The sequence below is a fragment of the Acidiphilium sp. JA12-A1 genome, assembly GCF_000724705.2.
In the GTDB taxonomy this organism is placed as follows: domain Bacteria; phylum Pseudomonadota; class Alphaproteobacteria; order Acetobacterales; family Acetobacteraceae; genus Acidiphilium; species Acidiphilium multivorum.
Genome location: NZ_JFHO01000119.1, coordinates 1 through 23,188, shown reverse-complemented (window position 1 = coordinate 23,188; position 23,188 = coordinate 1). Strand labels below are relative to the sequence as shown.

Annotated in this window: 22 protein-coding genes; 17 read left to right on the top strand and 5 right to left on the bottom strand. The window is 70.3% G+C overall.

Translation table 11 applies throughout. The features are described from left to right. Positions 1 to 1,728: ABC-F family ATP-binding cassette domain-containing protein (locus RT91_RS17730; RefSeq protein WP_035188876.1), on the bottom strand; the 1,728-nt coding region annotated here is incomplete at its 3' end. 94 nt (positions 1,729 to 1,822) lie between these two features. On the opposite strand from RT91_RS17730, the gene ndk reads away from it, so the two are divergent. Further along, positions 1,823 to 2,245, top strand: a complete 423-nt coding sequence (gene ndk / locus RT91_RS17725; RefSeq protein ID WP_011942152.1) for a nucleoside-diphosphate kinase — start codon at positions 1,823 to 1,825, stop codon at positions 2,243 to 2,245. A 65-nt stretch (positions 2,246 to 2,310) separates the two neighbouring features. Here the strand turns inward: ndk and RT91_RS17720 are convergent, their stop codons facing one another. Then, positions 2,311 to 2,544, bottom strand: coding sequence for a YMGG-like glycine zipper-containing protein (locus tag RT91_RS17720; RefSeq protein ID WP_240314348.1), 234 nt, complete (start codon positions 2,542 to 2,544; stop codon positions 2,311 to 2,313). A 296-nt stretch (positions 2,545 to 2,840) separates the two neighbouring features. Between RT91_RS17720 and RT91_RS17715 the strand changes: the two genes are divergently transcribed. The 11 genes from RT91_RS17715 to RT91_RS17665 all read left to right on the top strand — a co-directional run bounded on the left by RT91_RS17715 (position 2,841) and on the right by RT91_RS17665 (position 15,096). Beyond that, on the top strand, positions 2,841 to 3,881 hold the full coding sequence (locus RT91_RS17715) for a rod shape-determining protein (protein WP_011942154.1): 1,041 nt from the start codon (positions 2,841 to 2,843) through the stop codon (positions 3,879 to 3,881). A 46-nt stretch (positions 3,882 to 3,927) separates the two neighbouring features. Beyond that, positions 3,928 to 4,806, top strand: a complete 879-nt coding sequence (locus RT91_RS17710) for a universal stress protein (RefSeq protein WP_013639946.1) — start codon at positions 3,928 to 3,930, stop codon at positions 4,804 to 4,806. Positions 4,807 to 4,818: 12 nt separating this feature from the next. Then, the gene (locus RT91_RS17705) at positions 4,819 to 5,268 is read left to right on the top strand and encodes a MarR family winged helix-turn-helix transcriptional regulator (RefSeq protein ID WP_007423051.1); all 450 of its coding nucleotides are present in this window, start codon (positions 4,819 to 4,821) and stop codon (positions 5,266 to 5,268) included. Positions 5,269 to 5,348: 80 nt separating this feature from the next. After that, a complete protein-coding gene (locus RT91_RS17700; protein ID WP_035188873.1) occupies positions 5,349 to 6,056 on the top strand; it encodes a pirin family protein in 708 nt (235 codons plus the stop codon). Between the two features lie 219 nt (positions 6,057 to 6,275). Beyond that, positions 6,276 to 7,802: a Do family serine endopeptidase gene (locus RT91_RS17695; RefSeq protein ID WP_011942157.1), complete on the top strand. Its 1,527-nt coding sequence runs from the start codon at positions 6,276 to 6,278 to the stop codon at positions 7,800 to 7,802. A gap of 156 nt (positions 7,803 to 7,958) precedes the next feature. After that, positions 7,959 to 8,885, top strand: a complete 927-nt coding sequence (gene cysD / locus RT91_RS17690) for a sulfate adenylyltransferase subunit CysD (RefSeq protein WP_011942158.1) — start codon at positions 7,959 to 7,961, stop codon at positions 8,883 to 8,885. After that, positions 8,885 to 10,750, top strand: a complete 1,866-nt coding sequence (gene cysN / locus RT91_RS17685) for a sulfate adenylyltransferase subunit CysN (protein ID WP_007422035.1) — start codon at positions 8,885 to 8,887, stop codon at positions 10,748 to 10,750. Before cysD ends, cysN begins: the two co-directional genes overlap by 1 nt. A 74-nt stretch (positions 10,751 to 10,824) precedes the next feature. Beyond that, positions 10,825 to 11,934: a chorismate synthase gene (gene aroC / locus RT91_RS17680; RefSeq protein WP_007422034.1), complete on the top strand. Its 1,110-nt coding sequence runs from the start codon at positions 10,825 to 10,827 to the stop codon at positions 11,932 to 11,934. Positions 11,935 to 11,971: 37 nt separating this feature from the next. Beyond that, complete coding sequence (locus RT91_RS17675) at positions 11,972 to 13,162, top strand: hypothetical protein (protein ID WP_035188870.1); 1,191 nt, start codon at positions 11,972 to 11,974, stop codon at positions 13,160 to 13,162. Positions 13,163 to 13,268: 106 nt separating this feature from the next. After that, positions 13,269 to 14,525, top strand: a complete 1,257-nt coding sequence (locus tag RT91_RS17670; RefSeq protein ID WP_013639947.1) for an ABC transporter substrate-binding protein — start codon at positions 13,269 to 13,271, stop codon at positions 14,523 to 14,525. A gap of 139 nt (positions 14,526 to 14,664) precedes the next feature. Next, positions 14,665 to 15,096, top strand: coding sequence for a heme-binding protein (locus tag RT91_RS17665; RefSeq protein WP_007422031.1), 432 nt, complete (start codon positions 14,665 to 14,667; stop codon positions 15,094 to 15,096). Between the two features lie 86 nt (positions 15,097 to 15,182). Here RT91_RS17665 and RT91_RS17660 read toward each other — a convergent pair whose 3' ends face one another. Together RT91_RS17660 and gluQRS are read right to left on the bottom strand one after the other, a co-directional pair. Then, a complete protein-coding gene (locus RT91_RS17660; RefSeq protein WP_240314347.1) occupies positions 15,183 to 16,589 on the bottom strand; it encodes a trypsin-like peptidase domain-containing protein in 1,407 nt (468 codons plus the stop codon). A gap of 7 nt (positions 16,590 to 16,596) precedes the next feature. Next, positions 16,597 to 17,442, bottom strand: a complete 846-nt coding sequence (gluQRS, locus tag RT91_RS17655) for a tRNA glutamyl-Q(34) synthetase GluQRS (RefSeq protein WP_013639950.1) — start codon at positions 17,440 to 17,442, stop codon at positions 16,597 to 16,599. Positions 17,443 to 17,491: 49 nt separating this feature from the next. Here gluQRS and RT91_RS17650 point away from each other — a divergent pair, with 49 nt between their 5' ends. The 4 genes from RT91_RS17650 to trpA all read left to right on the top strand — a co-directional run bounded on the left by RT91_RS17650 (position 17,492) and on the right by trpA (position 20,963). Further along, positions 17,492 to 18,160, top strand: a complete 669-nt coding sequence (locus RT91_RS17650) for an alpha/beta hydrolase (RefSeq protein WP_035188879.1) — start codon at positions 17,492 to 17,494, stop codon at positions 18,158 to 18,160. A gap of 147 nt (positions 18,161 to 18,307) precedes the next feature. Continuing rightward, complete coding sequence (locus tag RT91_RS17645; RefSeq protein WP_007423024.1) at positions 18,308 to 18,868, top strand: HNH endonuclease; 561 nt, start codon at positions 18,308 to 18,310, stop codon at positions 18,866 to 18,868. Positions 18,869 to 18,921: 53 nt separating this feature from the next. After that, positions 18,922 to 20,136, top strand: coding sequence for a tryptophan synthase subunit beta (gene trpB / locus RT91_RS17640; RefSeq protein ID WP_007423023.1), 1,215 nt, complete (start codon positions 18,922 to 18,924; stop codon positions 20,134 to 20,136). After that, positions 20,133 to 20,963, top strand: coding sequence for a tryptophan synthase subunit alpha (trpA, locus tag RT91_RS17635; protein ID WP_035188866.1), 831 nt, complete (start codon positions 20,133 to 20,135; stop codon positions 20,961 to 20,963). The genes trpB and trpA overlap by 4 nt, the downstream gene beginning before the upstream one ends. 123 nt (positions 20,964 to 21,086) lie before the next feature. Here the strand turns inward: trpA and purD are convergent, their stop codons facing one another. Then, entirely contained in the window at positions 21,087 to 22,352 is a 1,266-nt protein-coding gene (gene purD, locus RT91_RS17630) for a phosphoribosylamine--glycine ligase (RefSeq protein WP_035188864.1), read from the bottom strand. 54 nt (positions 22,353 to 22,406) lie between these two features. Between purD and xseA the strand changes: the two genes are divergently transcribed. Beyond that, the coding region (gene xseA / locus RT91_RS17625) for an exodeoxyribonuclease VII large subunit (protein ID WP_035188861.1) at positions 22,407 to 23,188 on the top strand (782 nt) is incomplete at its 3' end.

Here is a 23,188-nt window from a genome sequence, read left to right as displayed (position 1 = left end):
GGCCAGCTTCGCCATCAGCGTCCGCTTCTCCGCCTCGAGCCGGCCGATCGCCGCCTCGGCGTCGCGCGCGGCCTTGCGCAGCGGCGCGGTCGCCTCGCGGGCGACGGCGCGGGCCCGCCGGTCGTCCTTCGCCGCCGGCGCCGCCCTGCGCTCGGCTGTGCCGGACGGCTTCTGGGTGATCAGCCGGCGATAGGAGTCGAGATCGTCGTCATAGGCCGCAACCCGCCCGTCCGCGACGAGCAGCAGCCGGTCGGCCACGAGGTCGAGCAGATGCGTGTCATGGGTCACCAGCACCACCGCGCCGGCGAAATCGGTGATCGCGCGCACCAGCGCCTCGCGGGCATCGATGTCGAGATGGTTGGTCGGCTCGTCGAGGATCAGCACCTGCGGCGCGTCGCGCGTGGCGAGGGCGAGCAGCAGCCGCGCCTTCTCGCCGCCGGAAAGCTGGCCGACCACCGTCTCCACCCGGTCGGCGTCGAGGCCGAACCGCGCGGCCTGGGCGCGCAGCTCCGTCACCGTCGCCTTCGGCAACGCGCGGGCGAGATGGCCGAGCGGCGTATCCGCGAGGTCGAGATCGTCCTCCTGGTGCTGCGCGAAATAGCCGACGGTGATGCCCCTCGTGCGGAACGACGTCCCCGCCATCGGCTCCAGCCGCCCGGCCAGCGCCTTGGCCAGGGTCGACTTGCCGTTGCCATTGGCGCCGAGCAGGGCGATCCGGTCCTCCATGTCGATCCGCAGCGACACCTCGCGCAGCACCGGCTTGCCGTCATAACCCAGCGTCGCGCGGTCGAGGGCGAGCAGCGGCGGCGAGAGCGGCCGCGGTTCCGGGAAACTGAACCGCGTCGGCGCGTCCTCGACGATCGTGTCGATCACCGGCATCCGCGCCAGCGCCTTGAGGCGGGACTGCGCCTGCCGCGCCTTGGTCGCCTGGGCGCGGAAGCGGTCGACGAAGGCCTGCATGTGGGCGCGCTGGGCGGCGATCCGCGCCGCCTCGCGGTTCTGCTGCTCGGCCCGCTCGGTGCGGATGCGGACGAATTCGGCAAAGCCGCCCGGCGTCAGCGTGATCCTGCCGCGGTCGAGATGGGCGATGGAGTCCACCGCGCGGTCGAGCAGGTCGCGGTCGTGCGAGACCATCAGCACCGCGCCGGGGAAGCGGGCGAGCCAGGTCTCCAGCCACAGCGTCGCCTCGAGATCGAGATGGTTGGTCGGCTCGTCGAGCAGCAGCAGGTCGGGGGCGGCGAACAGCGCGGCGGCGAGCGCGACGCGCATCCGCCACCCGCCCGAAAAGCTCGACATCGGCCGGTTCTGCGCCGCCTCGTCGAACCCGAGCCCGGCGAGAATCGCCCCGGCCCGCGCGGGCGCCGATTCAGCATCGATCGCGATCAGCCGCTCATGGATCGCCGCCAGCCGCTCGGGTTCGGCGCTGGCGGCCTCGGCGAGCAGCGCGCCGCGCTCGGTATCGGCGGCGAGCACCACGGCGGCGGGCGTGACCGAACCGGCCGGCGCCTCCTGCGCCACCGTGCCGAGCCGCGCGCGGCTGGCCAGGCGGATGGTTCCGCCATCCGGCGCATGGGTGCCGGCGATCAGCTTCAGAAGTGTGGATTTTCCAGCGCCGTTGCGCCCGATCAGGCCGATCTTGCGGCCGGGATCGACGACCAGCCCCGCCCCTTCCAGCAGGGCGCGGCCGGCGATGGAAAAGGACAGGTCTTCGATCCGCAACAGGCTCATGGCCGCTTGCTATCGCACAAGCCGGGACTTGCCCACCCCGGCCCGGCCCTGTAAGGGCGCGCGCGACGGCTCAACTCCAGACACGAGGCTCCCCATGGCAACCGAACGCACCCTCTCGATCATCAAGCCCGACGCCACGCGCCGCAACCTCACCGGCCGCATCAATGCGAAGTTCGAGGAAGCGGGGCTGCGCATCGTCGCCCAGAAGCGCATCCGCCTGACCAAGGACCAGGCCGAGGCGTTCTATGGCGTCCACAAGGAGCGTCCGTTCTTCGCCGGGCTGGTCAGCTTCATGACCTCGGGTCCGGTCGTCGTCCAGGTTCTGGAAGGCGACGACGCCGTGGCCCGCAACCGCGCGATCATGGGCGCGACCGACCCCAGGAAGGCCGAGGCCGGCACCATCCGCGCCGAATTCGCCGAGGACATCGAGGCGAACTCCGTCCACGGCTCCGACGCGGCGGACACCGCGGCGCAGGAAATCGCCTTCTTCTTCGCCGGCGTCGAGATCGTCGGCTGATCTGACCGGCACATGCAAAAAAGGGGGCCTCGGGCCCCCTTTTTCATGCCGCGGTCACGCGGGTCTCAGGGCGCGCGGCCGAGATTGACCTGGTTCGGATTGGTCACCGCGCCGCCGATCGCGCCCACGGCGCCGCCGATCAGCGCGCCCGTCGCCGCCGAGCCGCCCGTCGCAGCCCCCAGGATCGCACCGGTGCCCGCGCCGATCGCGCCGCCGGAGAGAGCCCGCTGGCCGGGCGTATAGCCGCAACCCGCCAGCCCCAGCGCCACCACCGAGAGCAGCACGGGAACGATTAGCACCTGTTTCGATCTCACAGTCATTTCGGGATCTCCTTGTTTTGTTTCAAGCGATATAGGGTTTCGCGTTGCGACTGCATGGCCCCCGCATGTCGGCATTGTAACGGCGACAATCGGGCGACTTCGTGGCATCGCCGCTCCGCAGCCTTGTGAACCGCGTTTACAGCCTGTAATCCGGCCCCTGCATCGACACTCCCGGAAGGGTGCGTTACCAGACCACGTTGTTGAACCATTGCTTGACTGGGAACCAGTGCCCGGGATCACACCCGAACCCGGCCTGGCCGCGCGGAAAGGATTTCATGCTCTCCAGGCTTCTCGGGCTCATGTCCGCCGACATGGCCATCGACTTGGGCACCGCCAACACGCTCGTCTACGTGAAGGGGCGCGGCATCGTTCTTGATGAACCCTCTGTGGTCGCGATCGCCGAGGTGAAGGGGCGCAAGCAGGTGCTTGCCGTCGGCGAGGAGGCCAAGCACATGCTCGGCCGCACGCCGGGCAACATCTCCGCCATCCGCCCGCTGCGCGACGGCGTGATCGCCGATTTCGAGGTGGCGGAGGAGATGATCAAGCACTTCATCCGCAAGGTGCACAACCGGCGCGGCTTCGCCTCGCCGCTGATCATCGTCTGCGTCCCCTCCGGCTCCACCGCGGTCGAGCGCCGCGCCATCCAGGAAAGTGCCGAGAGCGCCGGCGCGCGCAAGGTGCTGCTGATCGAGGAGCCGATGGCCGCGGCGATCGGCGCCGGCCTGCCGGTCACCGAGCCCTCGGGCTCGATGGTGGTCGACATCGGCGGCGGCACCACCGAGGTCGCGGTGATCTCGCTCGGCGGCATCGTCTATGCCCGCTCGGTCCGCGTCGGCGGCGACAAGATGGACGAGGCGATCATTTCCTACCTCCGCCGCGGCCACAACCTGCTGATCGGCGAATCCTCGGCCGAGAAGATCAAGCTCGACATCGGCGCCGCCTGGGCCGACCCGCTGACCGACAATGACTGGCACGAGGTGAAGGGCCGCGATCTCATCAACGGCGTCCCGCGCGAGGTCAGGGTCACCCGCGCGCAGATCGCCGAGAGCCTTGCCGAGCCGGTCGGCCAGATCGTCGAGACCGTGAAGGTCGCCCTCGAGAACACGCCGCCCGAACTCGCCGGCGACATTGTCGACAAGGGAATCGTGCTGACCGGCGGCGGCGCGCTGCTCCGCGGCCTCGACGACGTGCTGCGCGATGCCACCGGCCTGCCGGTCGTCGTCGCCGACGAGGCCCTGCAATGCGTCGCCAAGGGAACCGGCCGCGCGCTCGAGGAACTCAAGCGTCTGCGCTCCGTGCTGTCGACGATGTATTGATCGCCGGCGCCGGGGTGTGCATCGTAGCGGTCTGGAGGAACTGAACATGGCGATCCGCAAGATCCTGCTGCCCCTCGCGGGCGTCGCTTCCGCCCGTGCCGCGCTCGGCACGGCGCTGATGCTCGGAGCGCGCTGGCGGGCCCATGTCCACGCCCTTCACGTCCGCACCGACACGCGCGATGTGGCCCCCCTCGCGGGCGAAGGGCTCTCCGGCGCCATGATCGAGGAGATGATGGCGACCACCGAGAAGGAGGGCAACACCGAGGCCAGGGCGCTGTCGGCGCTGTTCGACGCCGAAACCGCGGCCCACGGCATCGCCGTCGGCGCGCCGGTGCGCGACGCCAGCGGCGCCGTCGGCCAGGCCAGTGCCTGGTTCAGCTCGATCGTCGGCCGCGAGGAGGAACTCGTCGCCAGCGAGGCGCGCCTGTCCGATCTCATCGTCGTCCCGCATCCGAAATCGGCCGAGGAAGTCGCCTCCGCCGACGCGCTGCACGCCGTGCTGTTCGATTCCGGCCGCCCGGCGCTGATCGCCCCGGTCGAGCCGGCCGAGATGATCGGCTCCCGGATCGCGATCGCCTGGAACGGCACCGCGGAAAGCGCCTCGGCCGTCGCCTCCGTGCTGCCCTGGCTCTCCGGCGCGCAGCAGGTCCGCATCTTCCACTCGAACGACTATCAGCGCCAGGGTCCCGCCGCCGACCAGCTCGCCAGCTATCTCGAACTGCACGGCATCGCCGCGGACATCACCGAGTTCCGCGCCATCGACCGCAGCGCCGGCGCCGGCCTGCTCGCCGCCGTCACCGAATTCGGCGCCGACCTGCTCGCCATGGGGGCCTATTCGCATTCCCGCCTCCGCCAGCTCATCCTCGGCGGCGTGACGCGGCATGTCCTCGAGCACGCGCGGCTGGCGGTGCTGATGAACCGGTAGACAGGCGCGCGGATGTTCGGCGTCGAGGACGAGGCCACGGAAGCGGCGGTCCGGGCCTATGTGAAGCTGATGCGGGCCAGCCACGCCGTTCTCGCCCGCACGCAGGCGCGGCTGGCCGCCGCCGGCCTGACCCATGTCCAGCTCGGCGTGCTCGAGGCGCTGCTGCATCTCGGCCCTCTCACCCAGCGCGACCTCACCCGCAAGCTCCTCACCAGCCCCGGCAACCTGACCGACGTGATCGACAAGCTGGCCCGCCGCGGCCTTGTCGAGCGTGTCCAGTGCCCGGAAGACCGCCGCAGCGTCCGGGTCGTCCTCACCGCCGATGGCCGGCGCTTCATCGAGGAGTTGTTCCCCCGCCACGCCGGCGACATCGCCGCCGCGATGGGCGGGCTCGACGGCAAGGATCTCGCGGCGCTCGATGCGCTGCTGCGCCGGCTCGGCCTGGCGGCGGCCGGGGATTGAACGCCGGTCGAGACGGCCTATATCGTTCGATATCGAATAATATCACGCCTCACCGCGGTGGGTCGTGCAGGAGAAAGACGATGATCGACATCCGCCCCTTCGACTCGATCGGCCGTTTCCGCAACGAATGGCTGAACGCACATCACCACTTCAGCTTCGGCAGCTATCGCGATCCCGCCCGCATGGGCTGGGGCGCGCTGCGCGTCTGGAACGACGACGAGGTCGCGCCGCAGACGGGCTTCGACCCGCATCCGCATCGCGACATGGAAATCGTCACCTTCATCCGCCAGGGCGCCATCACCCATCAGGACGATCTCGGCAATCGCGGCGTCACCCGCGCCGGCGACGTGCAGGTGATGCATGCGGGCACCGGCATCGTCCACGCCGAATACAATCTCGAGGACGAACCCACCCGCCTGTTCCAGATCTGGATCATGCCGGACCGCCGCGGCGTCGAACCCGGCTGGGCCACGCGCGCCTTTCCGCGCGCGGCCGGCTCGGGCCTGCTCGTGCTGGCCGGCGGCCGGGCCGGCGATGCCGAGGCCGGCGCGCTCCCCCTGCATGCGGACGCCGCCGTGCTCACCGCGCGTCTTGCGCCCGGCGAACGCGTGACCCACGAGATCGCGCCGGGCCGCGCGGCCTATCTCGTCCCCGCCACCGGCGCGGTTACCGTCAACGGGCGGGCCGCCGCCGCGCGCGACGGTGTCGCGGTGAGCGGGGAACGCGCGATCGTGATCGAGGCCGGCACGGAAGAAACGGAACTCGTCCTTGTCGATGTTCGAGAATGAAACGAGTTTCATGGGGCCGGGATAGTGCTGTTTAGGAACCGCGCTATATCCGCATACGGGCGATCGATCCATTTCGGGAACTGTCCCGCCTGCGGAATGGATACTGTATCGGATCGGCGCCCTGCCTGCTGCGACGCTCCCGGCGGCGCATCTCGCGCCCCCTCGCGGGGCGGCCCATCTCCCGCCGGCGCCGCCGGCCGAACAAGAAGGATAGACTGAATGAAACTGTTCCTCGCCCGCCGCCGGCCCGGGCAGCTCGCTGCCCTCACCGCCGTCATGCTGGCCGGCGGCACGCTTGCCGCGATTTCGCTCGACAGCGCCTTCGCCAACGACAAGGCGTTCGACGCCACGTCGAAAGTCCAGAAGGACTTCAAGCCGATCCCGAGCTTCGCCCCCCTGGTCAAGGACGTCAGCCCCGCGGTCGTCTCGGTGACCGTGCATCTCAAGGTCCAGCAGGCCGACAACACGCAGGCGCAGAACGGCATGCCGCCCGGCATGCCCTTCGCCTTCCCCTTCCCCTTTCCGCAGCCGCAGCAGCCCCAGGCCGTGGAAGCCAAGGGCTCGGGCTTCTTCATCTCGTCCGACGGCTACATCGTGACCAACAATCACGTGGTGAAGAACGCGAAGTCGGTCTTCGTCACGCTGTCCGACGGATCGAAGCTGCCGGCCAAGATCGTCGGCACCGACCCGAGCACCGATCTCGCGGTGCTCAAGGTCAAGCGCGACAAGCCCTTCCCCTACCTGCAGCTCGGCGACTCGGCGAAGGTCGTGCCCGGCCAGTGGGTGATCGCGATCGGCAACCCGTTCGGCCTCGCCGAAACGGTGACGACCGGCGTCGTCTCCGCCCTCGGCCGCGACATCGGCGACGGCCAGTACGACAGCTTCATCCAGATCGACGCGCCGATCAACGAGGGCAATTCCGGCGGCCCGCTGCTCAACCAGCGCGGCGAGGTCATCGGCGTGAACACCGCGATCCTCACGCCGTCCGGCGGCTCGGTCGGGATCGGCTTCTCGATCCCCTCCGACATGGTCAGGCGGATCGCCGACGAGCTGATCAAGTCCGGCCACGTCACCCGCGGCTTCATCGGCGTGCAGGTGCAGACGATCACGCCGGAAATGGCCCAGGCCATGGGCGTTCCCGTGCATGACGGCCGCGCCGACGGCGCGCTGATCGCGGAGACCATGCCGAACGGGCCGGCGGCCAAGGCCGGCCTGAAGCCCGGCGACATCATCACCAAGGTCGATGGCAAGATGGTGCGCGACCCGCGCGAACTCGCCCTCGCCATCTCCGGCATCAAGCCGGACGGCAAGGCCAGCATCACCTATCTGCGCGGCGGCGCGTCGCACGAGCTGAACCTGCGCGTCGAGAAGATGCCGGCCAATGCCGAGGCGGCGTTCGCGCCGGGCGGCAGCCAGAGCGGCCCGGCCATGCACAAGCCGGAACTCGGCCTCTCCCTCGCCCCGCTGAGCGATGCCGCCCGTCAGCAGCTCAACCTGCCGGACAATGTCTCGGGCGCGCTGATCGCCCATGTCGCGCCGAACTCCCCGGCCGACGAGGCCGGGCTGCGCTCGGGTGACGTCATCGTCGGCGTCGGCAGCATGACGGTGAACAACCCCGACCAGGCGGTCGCCGCGATCCGCAAGGCCGAAGCCGCGAAGGCGAAGGCGATCGCGCTGCGGGTGATGCGCGGCAACCAGGCCCTGTTCGTCGCGGTGCCGCTGCCCAAGGAAAAGGCCGGCAAGTAAGGGCGAACCGTTTTTCCGCCCGGCCGGGCAAGCGGGGCACAGCATACTCTCCGCGGCCCGGCCGGGAACCGGTTTCTGCTCAATTCGCCTCCGGCTCTTGCGGGCCGGAGGCGTTTCTGTTTTCGAAAGGATATTCCTTACGGAAACGGGGCCGTCATGACCATGACCGACATTGCAACCGGCGCGCTCGATGCCGATCTCGCGGCGCTCGAGGCGGAAAGCATCGAGATCATCCGCGAAACCGCTTCGGGGTTCCGCAACCCGGTGATGCTCTATTCGATCGGCAAGGACAGCTCGGTGATGCTGCATCTGGCGATGAAGGCGTTCTACCCGGCGAAGCCGCCCTTCCCGCTGATGCATGTCGATACCGGCTGGAAATTCCGCGAGATGATCCGTTTCCGTGACGAAACGGTGCGGCGCCTCGGCCTCCGCCTCATCGTCCGCCACAACGCCGAGGCCGCCGCCCGCGGCGTCAACCCGTTCGACTACGGCGCCTCGACCTACACGCAGGTGATGAAGACCGAAACGCTGAAGGCCGGGCTCGACGAGCTGCAGTTCGACGCGGCCTTCGGCGGCGCCCGGCGCGACGAGGAAAAATCCCGCGCCAAGGAGCGCATCTTCTCGGTCCGCACCGCCGGCCACGGGTGGGACCCGAAGGCGCAGCGGCCGGAAATCTGGAACCTGTTCAACACCCGCCTCGCCCCCGGCCAGACCATGCGCGTCTTCCCGCTCTCCAACTGGACCGAGGCGGATATCTGGAACTACATCGCCCGCGAGAACATCCCCGTCGTGCCGCTGTATTTCGCGAAGGAGCGCCCGGTGGTCGAGCGCGGCGGCCAGCTCCTGATGGTCGATGACGACCGCCTCCCCCTCCGCCCCGGCGAGGTGCCGCAGCTGCGCAAGGTCCGCTTCCGCACGCTCGGCTGCTACCCGCTCACCGCCGCGATCGAGTCCGATGCCGAAACGCTCGAGGCGGTGCTCGCCGAAATGCGCGAATCCCGCGTCTCCGAGCGCCAGGGAAGGCTGATCGACCACGACGATGCGGCGGCGATGGAAAAGAAGAAGCGCGAGGGATATTTCTGATGAACGAGATGAGCACGACCGCCTCCCGCTCGCTGCTGCGCCTGCTGACCTGCGGCTCGGTCGATGACGGCAAGTCCACCCTGATCGGCCGGCTGCTGTTCGACACCGACAACATCCCCGACGACCAGCGCGCCGCCCTCGAACGCGATTCGCGCAAATACGGCACCGACGGCGCCAATATCGACTACGCCCTCCTCGTCGACGGGCTGGAGGCCGAGCGCGAGCAGGGCATCACGATCGACGTCGCCTACCGTTTCATGGCGACGAGGCGGCGCAAGTTCATCATCGCCGACACGCCCGGCCACGAACAGTATACCCGCAACATGGCCACCGGCGCCTCCACCGCGCAGCTCGCCATCCTGCTCGTCGACGCGAGCCAGGGCCTGCTGACCCAGACCCGCCGGCACGCCTTCATCGCCGACCTGCTCGGCATCCGCCACGTCGTCCTCGCGGTCAACAAGATCGACCTGATCGGCTTCGACCAGGCGCGCTTCGACGCCATCGCCGAGGAATTCCGCGCCCTCGCCGCGCGGTTCCATTTCGAGACGATCACCCCGATCCCGCTCTCCGCCCGCCATGGCGACAACGTCGTCCATCGCAGCGCGCGCATGCCCTGGCATGACGGCCCCACCCTGCTCGAGCATCTGGAGACCATCGAGCCCGGCGGCACCGGCGCCGGGCCGTTCCGCTTCCCCGTGCAATGGGTCAACCGGCCAGACGCCGATTTCCGCGGCTATGCCGGCACGCTCGCCGGCGGCGAGGTGAAGCCGGGCGACGAGGTGGTGGTCGCCGCCTCCGGCCAGCTCACCCGCATCGCCCGCATCGTCACCGCCGATGGCGACCGCCCCGCCGCCCGCGCCGGCGATGCCGTCACCCTCACCCTCGCCGACGAGGTCGATCTCTCCCGCGGCGACGTGCTCGCCAGTCCCGGCGCCCGGCCGGACGTCGCCGACCAGTTCGCCGCCGACCTCGTCTGGATGGCCGAGGCGCCGCTCTTCGCCGGCCGGCCCTATATCGTCAAGCTCGGCACCGCGACGGTCTCCGGCGTCGTCTCGCGCATCAAGCACAAGGTCAACGTCAACAATTTCGACGAACTCGCCGCCGATTCGCTCACGCTGAACGAGGTCGGCTCGGTCAATGTCGCCCTCGCCACCCCGGTCGCCTTCGATCCCTACACGCTGAACCCGCGCACTGGCGCCTTCATCCTGATCGACCGGATGACCAACGCCACCGTCGCCGCCGGCATGATCCGCCATCCGCTGCGCCGCGCGAGCAACATCCACCGCCAGGCGCTGACCATCGACCGCGCCGCCCGCGAGGCGCTGAACGGCCACCGCCCGGCGATCCTCTGGTTCACCGGCCTGTCCGGCTCCGGCAAGTCGACCATCGCCAACGCGCTGGAGACGAAGCTGCACCTGCTCGGCGCGCACACCTACCTGCTCGATGGCGACAATGTCCGCCACGGCCTCAACCGCGACCTCGGCTTCACCGATACCGACCGGGTGGAGAACATCCGCCGCGTCGCCGAGGTGGCGAAGCTCTTCGCCGATGCCGGCATGATCGTGCTGGTCAGCTTCATCTCGCCCTTCCGCGCCGAGCGCAACATGGCGCGCGAACTCGTCGAGCCCGGCCTGTTCCACGAGGTCTTCGTCGACACGCCGATCGAGGTCTGCCGCCAGCGCGACCCGAAAGGCCTCTACCGCAAGGCCGATGCCGGCGAGATCCGCAACTTCACCGGCATCGACAGCCCCTACGAACCGCCGGAAGCGCCCGAATTCCACCTGCGCACCACAACGGCGGACCCCGACGCGCTGGCCGAAGCGCTCCTCGCCGCGCTGCGCCCGCAACTCGGCCTCGGCCTCTGACGGCCCCGTCTCCGGCCGCCCCGCGCGGCCGGAGAACACTAGCCGAGAGCCGCCGCCGGCGCCTATAAGCCGGCATGTCGTACAACAGTTTCGGCCATCTCTTCCGCGTCACCACCTGGGGCGAAAGCCACGGCCCCGCGATCGGCTGCGTCGTCGACGGCGTGCCGCCGCGCATCCCGCTCTCGGAAGCGGACATCCAGCCCTTCCTCGACCGCCGGCGGCCCGGCCAGTCCCGCTTCACCACCCAGCGCCGCGAGCCGGACATCGTCCGCATCCTCTCCGGCGTCCATGGCGGTGTCACCACCGGCACGCCGGTCGCCCTGCAGATCGAGAACACCGACCAGCGCTCGCAGGACTACGCCAACATCGCCGACCGTTTTCGCCCCGGCCATGCCGACATCGCCTATCACTGGAAATACGGCGTCCGCGATCCGCGCGGCGGCGGCCGCTCCTCGGCGCGGGAGACGGCGACGCGCGTCGCCGCCGGCGCCATCGCCCGCAAGATCCTCGGCGAGCGCGTGCGCATCCGCGGCGCGCTGGTGCAGATGGGCCGGCACGCGATCGACCGCGCCCGCTTCGACTGGGACGAGGTGGACCGCAACGCCTTCTTCTGCCCCGACCCCGAGGCCGCGAAGGCCTGGGCCGAGGAGCTCGACGCCGTGCGCAAGGCCGGCTCCTCGCTCGGCGCCGTGGTGGAAGTCGTCGCCGAGGGCCTCTCCCCCGGCCTCGGCGCGCCGGTCTACGCCAAGCTGGACGCCGATCTCGCCGCGGCGATGATGAGCATCAACGCGGTCAAGGGTGTCGAGATCGGCGACGGTTTCGCCGCCGCCGCCCTGCGCGGCGAGGAGAACGCCGACGAGATGCGGATGAACGAGGACGGCACGGTGCGCTTCCTCGCCAACCATGCCGGCGGCGTGCTCGGCGGCATCTCGACCGGCCAGCCCGTCATCGTCCGCTTCGCGGTGAAGCCGACCAGCTCGATTCTCACCCCGGTCCACAGCGTCGACTCCGATGGCGACGAGGTCGATATCCAGACCAAGGGCCGGCACGATCCCTGCGTCGGCATCCGCGCGGTGCCGGTCGGCGAGGCGATGATGGCCTGCGTTCTGGCCGACCAGCTGCTGCTGCACCGCGCCCAGTGCGGCGAAACCGGCGCCGGGCGCCTGCCGCTGGCAAAAAAGTGATAGCGGCCGGGCGTGACGTGAGGTAGACGATTTGTCCATGAACAATTCACGCGCGCCCGCCGGCATCCGGACCCAGGTCAACGCCCTGATCGAGCGTGCCGGCCGAAAATCCTGGGCGGCGCGCATCGAGCGCCTGCATGACGAGGCGGCGTCGAGCCCCCGTTACGGCCGGCTGGTCGCCCTGCGCCACGCCGCCGAATTCGCCGCGGAGAAAGTCGCGCGCGACCTGCCCCTCGCGCCGGTGGACCATGTTCTCGCCGCCCGTGTCGCGGCGCTCGAACCCCTCGCCGCCGGGCTCGACGATGCCGGGCGCGTCCGCTTCGAGGCCGCGCTCGCCGCGGCGCTGGAGGATGACGGCACGCTGATCCCGCTGCTCCACCTGCACGATACCGCCGAGCGCCACCGCGCGATGGGGTTCGAGGTCGCCTTCGCCGGGCTCGAGGACGGCGCGAGCTTCGACCTGCTGGCCACGCGCGAGGGCGCGGCGGTGGAAATCGCCTGCGACACGCTCTCCGCCGAGGCCGGCCGCCTCGTGCATCGCGCCGCCTGGATGCGGCTGATGGACCGGATCGACCCCGACCTGCAGACCTGGCTCTCCGCGCATCCCGGCCGCTACCTGCTGAAAATGACCCTCCCGCGCGGCCTGCGCGAGGCGGGGACCAACGGCACCGAGGCCCTCGCCGAACTGCACCGGCGGATCAACTTCATGCTCGCCTCGGCCAGGCGTTCGGATCACGACGAGGCCGCCGTCCTCCGGCTCGACCCGCTGATGCTCGCCGCCGCCCAGGCCAGCGAGAACGGGCTGATGAACCGCCTGCGCCACGAATTCGGCCCCGAGGCCAATCTCGCCGTCACCGGCGACGGCCAGGGCGTCTTCGTCCTCGCCGCCCGCGCCGGCAGCGAGAACGAGGTGGCGGTGGCCATGCGCAACCGCCTCGCCGCCCTGGCGCCGTCGCGGCTGACCGGCACCCGCCCCGGCATCCTCGCGATGTTCATCGAGGATACCGACCGGCTGGAATGGCGCCTCCTGCGCGAGCAGCTCGCGCTGGAGGGCGAGGCAAGGCAGTTCCTCACCTTCCCCGAGGCGAGGCCGGTCGTCGCCGTCACCTGCACCTCGCGGATCGAACTCTGCGCCGTGGACGGTGCCGATGCGCTGCGCTTCCGCAACCCGACGCATCCCGCCGGCAAGCTGCCGGCCCTCGCCCCCGCCGTGCTCTCGGTTTGCTGAACGCGCCCGGCGGGTCCGATCCTCGCCAAGGGTTGTCAAAGGGTCACCTTCGGCCCAGTCTCCCCGTGCCGGTCACCGCACCGGCCACCATAATGGGGAGAGAAACATGAGTTCTGGAACCGTGCGCCGGGTGCGGCGCAACTCCGTGGGCATCCTTGCCGTCGCCGCGCTGACGGCACTCCCGTTGCTGGCCCACGCCAAGCCGAAGCCCATCGTGGTCGGCATCACCGCCTGGCTCGGATCGATTCCCGGCCGTTCCATCGCCGATGGCGCCACCCTCGCCGCCGAGGAAATCAACGCCAAGGGCGGCGTGAACGGGCGGCCGATCAAGCTCGTCATCGAGGACAACCACAATTCCACGACGGACGCGATCCGCTCGTTCCAGCGCATGGTCAGGGAGGACCACGCGGTCGCCATCGTCGGCGACTTCACCAGCGAGGTGGGCCTGGCGCTCGAACCCTGGGCGGCGCGCATGCACGAGCCCTTCCTCATCACCGGCGCCGCGTCGAACAAGCTCACGGAATTCGTGCACGCCAACTACGCCCAGCACAAATACATCTTCGAGCCCAACCTGAATTCCGGCGAACTCGCGCAGAACATCTGCGATGCGGCGAAATCCGTCCTCGTCGGCAAGCTCCACATGAAGACCGCGGTCGTCATGAGCGAGGACGCCGCCTGGACCCTGCCGCTCGACGCCGGCTTCAACAAATGCCTGCCGAAAGCCGGGCTCAAGGTGCTGAAGGATATCCGCTTCGCGCCCAACACCTCGGACTTCACGCCGATCTACCAGCAGATCGAGGCGATGCACCCGGACGTGATCATCACCGGCTGGGCCCATGTCGGCGTGAAGCCGACCACCCAGTGGGCCGAGCAGAACGTGCCGATCCCGCTGATGGGCATCAGCTCGCAGGCAACCTCGACCACCTTCTGGAAAGCGACCAACGGGGCAACCCAGGGGGTCATCACCATCGCGCCGGCCGCCGCCGGGGTGGCGATCACGCCGAAGACGCAGCCGTTCATGAAGGCCTACCAGGCGAAATTCCACACCTCGCCGGCCTATACCGGCTTCACCACGTATGACGCGATGTACGCCCTCGCCGCCGCGATCGAACGGGCGAAATCGACCAAGGCGGGGCCGCTGGTCGCCGCCCTGGCCAAGACCGACCGCGTCGGCACCGAGGGGCCGATGCAGTTCAACGGGCCGAAGGCGCGCTTCGCCAACGGCATCGTCTATGGCAAGGGCCACGTCCGGTGGATCGACGTCCAGTGGCAGGACGGCACGCAGAAAGTCATCTGGCCGGCGGATCTCGCCAACGCGAAGCCGAAATTCCCGAGCTTCGTGAAGCTGCCGGGCTCGAAATAGCCCTTCCTCCCGGCCAGACCCGAACGGCCCGCGGCCGGAGGCCATCCTCCGGCCGCGGGTTTTTCCTGCCGCCCGGTCTGGACTTCGCGGCGCGGGGCCGCGAAACATCCGCCATCACCCAGTCCAACGGAGTATGTCGATGTCCCGTCTCACGCTCGAAGCCGCCAACCGCATCATCGAGGGCGCCCGCGCCAGGGGCCGCGAACTCGGCCTCGCGCCGCTCACCGTCGTCGTGCTCGATGCCGGCGGCCACATGATCGCCCTCGCCCGCGAGGACGGCTCGGGCATCGCGCGCGTCGAGATCGCCACCGGCAAGGCCTGGGGCGGCCTCGGCGTCGGCGCCGGCTCGCGCATGCTGTTCGACCGCTGGAACGCCGGCGGCGCCGGTTTCGTCACCGCCCTTGCCGCGGCGACCGGCGGGCGCATGGTGCCGGTGCCGGGCGGCGTGCTGGTCACCGCCGACGGCGCCGTGCTCGGCGCGGTCGGCATTTCCGGCGACACCTCGGACAATGACGAGGCCTGCGCCATCGCCGGCATCGAGGCCGCCGGCCTCACCCCCCGCGCGAACTGACGGCCCGGCGCGCCGGAAGGCCGTTCAATCGTCTGGTCGCAAGCCGCCGTCCCCGGCCGGGCACGCCGCCCGGCCGGGGCACGCTTTCAGCCGGCCCCGTCGCCCAGCGGCACGACGATCCAGCTCGTTCCCGCCGGCCCGCCCACCAGCAGCGGCACGACGTGCCGGCTCGCCTTCACGCCGTCCTGCAAGGCCGCCGCGGTCGTGACGAAATGCGGCCCGACGGCCTCGATCAGCGTATCCGGGAGCAGCCCGGCCCGCGCCGCCGGGCCATCCTTGGCGACCGTGATCACGATCACGCCCGCCCCGCCCGGATGCGCGGCCACACCGATGCCGAGCGCGGGAATTTCCGTCGGAACCAGCGCGGGCTTCGCCGCCGGCTTGCCGGTCTTTCCCTTGGCGGCCGGCGCCGGCTCGATCGTGATCGCCGCCTCCTCCGTCCTGCCGCCGCGTTCATAGGTCATCCGCGCCTCGTGCCCGACCGGGATCTCCGCCAGCGCGACCTTGAAATCATGCACCGTGGCCACCTTCCGGCCGTCCACCGCCGTCACCACGTCGCCCGGGCCGAGCTTGCCGGCGGAAGGCCCGTCCGCGACCACGCCGCCGACCACCACCCCATCGGTCGAGGCCAGATGCCAGGCCGCCTTCATGTCCTCCGACACATGCTCGATCCGCAGCCCCGCCCAGCCGCGCTTCATCGCGCCATCGGCGATGATCGCCGCCGCCACCGGCCGCACCATGCTCGACGGAATCGCGAACCCGATCCCGACCGACCCGCCCGAAGGCGAGTAGATCGCCGAATCGACGCCGATGACCTCCCCCTTCGCGTCCAGCAGCGGCCCACCCGAATTGCCGCGGTTGATGGCGGCGTCGGTCTGGATGAAATCGTCATACGGCCCCGAGCCGATGTCGCGGTGCAGCGCGCTCACCACCCCCGCCGACACGCTGAAGCCGAGGCCGAACGGATTGCCGATCGCCACCACCCAGTCGCCGAGCACCAGCTGCGAGCTGTCGCCGAAATGCAGGAAGGGCACCGGATGATGCGCGTCGATCTTCAGCACCGCGAGATCGGCCTTCTTGTCCGAGCCGACCAGCTTCGCGGTGAAGATCGAGCCGTCATGCATCGTCACCTTGATCTCGCTCGCCCCGGCGATGACGTGATGATTGGTGACGATATAGCCGGTCGGGCTGATGAAGAACCCGGTGCCGAGCGCCTGCTCGGCCTTCGGCGGCACGATCAGCGTGCTCGTGTCCGCCGGCTCCGATTTCGAAGGCGCCGCCGCCCCCTGGTCGGGCGGCGGCATCTCGCCGGACTTGTCGCCCTTTCCCTTGGAGGGATCGATGCTCTCGATATCCACCACGGCGGGCAGCGCCGCGCGCGCCACCTGCGCGACCGCGGGCGGCGCCGGCACGGCATGGGCCGGGGACGAGGACAGCAGCAGGCCGAGCGCGAGGGCCGCGCCGGCGGTCGGAACCAAAATCGCGAAACGCATCATCCCGTCAGAGTGAGGCGAGATCGCCGATCCGGCAAGAGACCATCTCGCGGATTTGCGCGGGCGTGGCCCCGGCGTCCCGCAGATCGCGCAGCGTCGCCGCCCGGTCGCGCTTGGCCAGCCGCCGCCCCGCCGCGTCGCGGATCAGCGGATGATGGGCATAGGCCGGATGCGGCCAGCCCAGCAGCGCCTGCAGCAGCACGTGAACATCCGTCGCCGCCCGCAGGTCCTCGCCCCGCGTCACATGCGTCACCTCCTGCGCCGCATCGTCATGGCAGACGCAGAGATGATAGCTCGCCGGCACGTCCTTGCGCGCCAGCACCACATCGCCATGCGGCCGCGGATCGGCCTCCACCCAGCCTTCCGCCGCCTCGTGATAGCGCAGCCGCCCGGCCATCGCCGCGGCCCGGTCCATCCGCAGCCGCAGCGCATAGGGCTCGCCTTGCGCCGCCCGCGCGTCCGCCAGCGCCGGATCGAGCCCGCGGCAGGTGCCGGGATAGGCCGCCTCGGCCCCGTGCGGCGCGCCGAGGGCCGCGGCAATCGCCGCCCGCGTGCAGAAGCACCGGTAGAGCAATCCCATCGCCTCCAGCCGCGCCAGCACCGCCCGGTACTCGTCGAAATGCGCCGACTGCACCCGCACCGCGCCATCCCAGGCCAGGCCGAGCCAGGCCAGGTCCTCCAGGATCGCCTCGGCGAATCCGGGCCGGCAGCGCCCGGCATCGATATCCTCGAGCCGCAGCAGGAACCGCCCGCCCGCCCCGCGCGCCAGGTCGTGCCCGGCCATGGCCGAGGCCGCGTGGCCGAGATGCAGGTAGCCGGTCGGGCTCGGCGCGAAACGGGTGACGATGGACATCGGCCTCCACGATGATACGCTCCCCCGCAAATGCAAGGAGCAGGACTTCATGGCTGAACTGGACGGACCGCGCTGGGGCCCGGCGAACGGCGGCAAGGCGCGGCAACTGGTGGTGCTGTGCCACGGCGTCGGCGCCGATGGCAACGACCTGATCGACCTCGCGCCCTACTGGGCCCGCGCGATCCCCGATGCCGCCTTCGTCGCCCCGCACGCGCCCGACCCGTTCGACCTCGCCCCCTTCGGCCGCCAGTGGTTCCCGATCGGCACGCTCGACCCGCACGCGCTCGGCGGCGGCGTGCGCCGGGCTCGCGCGGCGCTCGACCCGTTCATCGACGCCGAACTCGCCCGCCTCGGCCTGCCGGCCGATGCCTATGCGCTGATGGGCTACAGCCAGGGGGCTATGACCGTGCTGTTCACCGGCCTGCGCCGGGCGGTGCCGCCGCGGGCGATTCTCGCCTATTCCGGCGCGCTGCTCGCCCCCGAGTCGCTGCCCGCCGAACTCGCCGGCCGCCCGCCGGTCCTGCTCGTCCATGGCGAGGCCGACGAGATCGTCCCGCCCTCCCGCTCGCGCGATGCCGAGGCCGCCCTGCGCGCCGCCGGCGTGCCGGTCGAGAGCCTCCTTGTCCCGAAACTCGCCCACGGAATCGACGATTCCGGGCTGTCCCTCGGCGCCCTCACGCTCCAGCGCGCCTTCGCCGCCCCGGCCTCGCCCGCGTGACAAGCTGTTGACATTGCGAAACCCGCCTTGCGGCCCCGGGTCGTTGGCGCCATATTTCACTCATGGAATCGGTGCAGAACATTGCAGGGCGTTTCCAGTCCGAGGCCGGCCCGGTGATCTGGTCGCCCTTCTGGGAGCGGTTCAGTAATGCCTGACGGCGGGCAGAACTTTCCCGCCCTCGTGCTGAACGCGGATTTCCGTCCGCTCTCCTATTTTCCGTTGTCGCTCTGGTCCTGGCAGGACGCCGTCAAGGCCGTCTTCCTCGACCGCGTTTCCGTCCTGTCGGAATACGAGCACGAGGTGCATTCCGTCTCCTCGGCGATGCGCCTGCCCTCGGTCATCGCGCTGAAGGATTTCGTCCCCGGCCTGCGCCAGCCCGCCTTCACCCGCTTCAACGTCTTCCTCCGCGACGGCTTCACCTGCCAGTACTGCCACAGCCGCCTGCCCGCCCCGGAACTGACCTTCGACCACGTCATCCCGCGCGCCCGCGGCGGCCGCACCACCTGGGAGAACGTCGTCACCGCCTGCGGCGCGTGCAACCTGCGCAAGGGCTCGAAACTCCCGCGCGAATGCCACATGTTCCCCTATGAAACGCCGCGCCGGCCGAACAGCTGGGAGCTGCAGGACCGCGGCCGCGCCTTCCCGCCCAACTACCTGCACGAAAGCTGGCGCGACTTTCTCTACTGGGATACCGAATTGGAGACCTGATCCGGTTTCATCCGCCTGCCATATCGGCTATCCGTGCGGAACGGAGAGCCAGAATGAACAAGCCGATACCCAATTCCCTGCGCACCCTGCCCGACGACCGCGGCCGCTTCGGCGAGTTCGGCGGCAGGTTCGTCGCCGAAACCCTGATGCCGCTGATCCTCGAGCTCGAGGCGGCCTACGAGGCGGCGAAGGACGATCCCGATTTCATGCGGGAATTCCAGTATTACCTGCAACATTATGTCGGCCGCCCCAGCCCGCTCTGGTTCGCCGAGCGGCTGACGAAGGAACTCGGCGGCGCCAAGGTCTATTTCAAGCGCGACGAGCTGAACCACACCGGCGCGCACAAGATCAACAACTGCATCGGCCAGATCCTGCTCGCCAAGCGCATGGGCAAGACGCGCATCATCGCCGAGACCGGCGCCGGCCAGCACGGCGTCGCCACCGCGACGGTGGCCGCCCTCTTCGGCCTGCCCTGCATCGTCTACATGGGCGCCACCGATGTCGAGCGGCAGCAGCCCAACGTCTTCCGCATGAAGCTGCTCGGCGCCGAGGTCCGCCCCGTGACCTCCGGCGCGTCGACGCTGAAGGACGCGATGAACGAGGCGCTGCGCGACTGGGTCGCGAATGTGCGCGACACCTTCTACATCATCGGCACCGCCGCCGGCCCGCACCCCTATCCCGCCATGGTGCGGGACTTCCAGTCGGTCATCGGGGTCGAGGCCCGCGCCCAGATGATGGAGGCCGAGGGCCGCCTGCCGGATGTCGCGATCGCGGCGATCGGCGGCGGCTCCAACGCCATCGGCCTGTTCCACGCCTTCCTCGACGAGCAGGTGAAGCTGATCGGCGTCGAGGCCGCCGGCCGCGGCCTCGATTCGGGCGAGCACGCCGCCTCCCTCTCGCGCGGCCGCCCCGGCGTGCTGCACGGCAACCGCACCTACCTGCTGCAGGACGATGACGGCCAGATCCTCGAGGCCCACTCGATCTCCGCCGGGCTCGACTATCCGGGCATCGGCCCCGAGCATTCCTACCTGCACGATATCGGCCGCGTGGAATACGTGTCCGCGACCGACGACGAGGCCCTCGCCGCCTTCCAGCTCTGCTGCCGCACCGAGGGCATCATCCCCGCCCTCGAGCCCTCGCACGCCCTCGCCCATGTCGCGAAGATCGCCCCCGGCATGGACAAGGAGAGCATCATCCTGATGAATCTCTGCGGCCGCGGCGACAAGGACATCTTCACCGTCGCCCGCCATCTCGGAGAACAGATTTGAGCCGCATCGCCGCCACCTTCGCCCGCCTCCGCGATGAGGGCCGGGCGGGCCTGATCCCCTTCGTCGAGGCGTTCGACCCCGATCGCGAAACCTCCGCCACCCTGCTCGCCGGCATGGCCGCCCGCGGCGCCGACCTGATCGAGATCGGCATGCCCTTCACCGACCCGATGGCGGACGGCCCGACCATCCAGCAGGCCGGCCGCCGGGCGCTGCGCGCCGGTGCGACCCTCGCCGGCACGCTCGGCCTGGTGCGCGACTTCCGCGCTGTCAACGACACCGTGCCGCTGATCCTGATGGGCTATCTCAACCCCATCCTCTCCTACGGCGTCGAGCGCTTCACCGCCGATGCCGCCGCCGCCGGCGTCGATGGCGTCATCGTCGTCGACCTGCCGACCGAGGAGGCCGACCTGCTGCTGCCGCATCTGCGCCAGCACCGCATCGACCTCATCCGCCTCGTCGCCCCCACCACGACGGATGAGCGCCTGCCCGTCGTGCTCAACGACTCCTCCGGCTTCGTCTATTACGTCTCGATCACCGGCATCACCGGCACCCGCACCGCCTCCGCCGAGGATCTCGCGCGCGACATCCCCCGCGTCCGCAAGGCGACGGACATGCCGGTCGCCGTCGGCTTCGGCGTCCGCACCCCCGCCCAGGCTGCAACGGTGGCGCGGTTCGCCGATGCCGCCGTGGTCGCCTCGGCGCTGATCGACAAGCTCGCCGCCGGCCTCGATGCCGACGGCAAGGCCCCGCCCGCCATCGTCGAGGCGGTGCTGGACGATGTCGCCGCCCTGGCCGCGGCGGTGCGCGGCGAGCGCCGCGCCGCCTGAGGCGGTCAGAGCACTTTCCGATCCTTCCGGATCGGATGTAGTGCTCTATCGTATTGATAAAAAACAATAGTTTGGTGGCCTGCCTGTCCCTGAAATTCACCCACGAATTTCAGGGGCAGGGCACTACACCGCCTTGGCGCCGATATCCCGGCGGCAGAACCCGCCGGGAAAGCCGATCCGCCGCACCGCGACATAGGCGCGGTCGATCGCCTCGCGCAGGTCATCGCCCGTCGCCGTCACCGCCAGCACCCGCCCGCCGGCACTCACCAGCGCGCCGTCGCGCCGCGCCGTGCCGGCCTGGAACACCGTCGTCTCCGGCAGCCCGGCCACCCCGGCGAGGTCGATCGGATGGCCCCTCTCATAGGGGCCCGGATAGCCCTTCGCCGCCATCACCACCGTCGCCGCCGCGCCGTCCCGCCAGTCGAGCCGGGTTTCCCGATCGAGCCGCCCCCGCGCCGCATCGGCGAGCACCGGCAACAGGTCGGTCCTCAGCAGCGGCAGCAGCGTCTCGCATTCCGGATCGCCGAACCGCACGTTGAACTCGATCAGCCTCGGGCCGGAGGCGGTGAGCATCAGCCCGGCGAACAGGAAGCCGCGGAACGGCGTCCCGCGCCGCGCCATCGTCCGCAGCGCCGGGCGGACGATCCGCTCCATCGCCGCCCCGATCACCGCCCCCGAGGCCGCCGGCGGCGGCGCGATCGCGCCCATCCCGCCGGTATTCGGCCCGGTATCGCCATCGCCCACCCGCTTGTGGTCCGACGCGGTGCCGCAGAACACCGCGGCCTCGCCGTCGCAGATCGCGAACAGCGAGATCTCGGTGCCGATCAGGCATTCCTCGATCACGATCTCCGCACCCGAGGCGCCGTGCAGCCCGCCCTCCAGCATCGCCGCCACGGCCTCGCGCGCCTCCTCATCGGTCGCGGCGACGACCACGCCCTTGCCCGCCGCCAGCCCGTCCGCCTTGATCACGATCGGCGCCCGATGCTCGTCGAGATAGGCGCGCGCCGCGCCGGCATCGGTGAAGCTGGCCCAGCCGGCCGTCGGAATCCCCGCCTCGTCGCAGATCTCCTTGGTGAACCGCTTCGAGGATTCGAGCCGCGCCGCCGCCTCGGTCGGGCCGAAACAGGCGATTCCCGCCGCCGCCAGCCGGTCCGCGAGGCCGAGCGCCAGCGGCGCCTCCGGCCCCGGCACCACGAGGTCGATCCGCTCCGCCCGCGCGAACTCCACGAGCGCGTCGATCTCCTCGGCGCCGATCCCGACGCATTTCGCCAGCGATTCCATGCCCGGATTCCCCGGCGCGACGAAGAGTGTCTCCAGCACCGGGCTCTGCGCGAGCTTCCACGCCAGCGCATGCTCGCGCCCGCCGCCGCCGACAACCAGAACCCGCATGATCGACCCCCTTGCGCTTGTGCAACCGGCGCGCGCTTAGCATAGTCCGCCGCCATGAGCGAAACCACGGACACCGCCACCGGCAACCTGCCCGAACTCACCGTTTCCGAACTCGCCGGCGCGGTCAAACGCACGGTCGAGACCGCCTTCGGCCGCGTGCGCGTGCGCGGCGAGATCACCGAGATGAAGACCTACGCCTCCGGCCACACCTACATGGCGCTGAAGGACGAGGGGGCGAAGATCCGGGCGATCATCTGGCGCGGCAACGCCGCGCGACTCGGGCTGAAGCCGGAGAACGGCGTCGAGGTCATCGCCACCGGCCGCATCACCACCTATCCCGAGCGCTCGGAATACCAGCTCATCATCGAGCGGCTGGACTATGCCGGCGAGGGCGCGCTGCTCGCCCGCATCGAGAAGCTGCGCCTGCGCCTCACCGAGGAAGGCCTGTTCGACGCCGCCCGCAAGCGCGCCCTGCCATTGCTGCCGCGCATCGTCGGCGTCGTCAGCTCGCCCCAGGGTGCCGTGATCCAGGACATCCGCACCACCATCGCCCGCCGTTTCCCCCGCCGCATCATCCTCTGGCCGGTCGCCGTCCAGGGCGAGGCCGCCGCCGCCCAGATCGCCGCCGCCATCCGCGGCTTCGGCGCGCTGCCGGAGGCGGGCGAGGTGCCGCGGCCGGACGTGCTGATCGTCGCCCGCGGCGGCGGCTCGCTCGAGGACCTGATGGCCTTCAACGACGAGGAGGTGGTCCGCGCCGCCGCGTCCTGCCCCATCCCGCTGATCTCCGCCGTCGGCCACGAGACCGACACGACGCTGATCGACTTCGCCTCCGACCG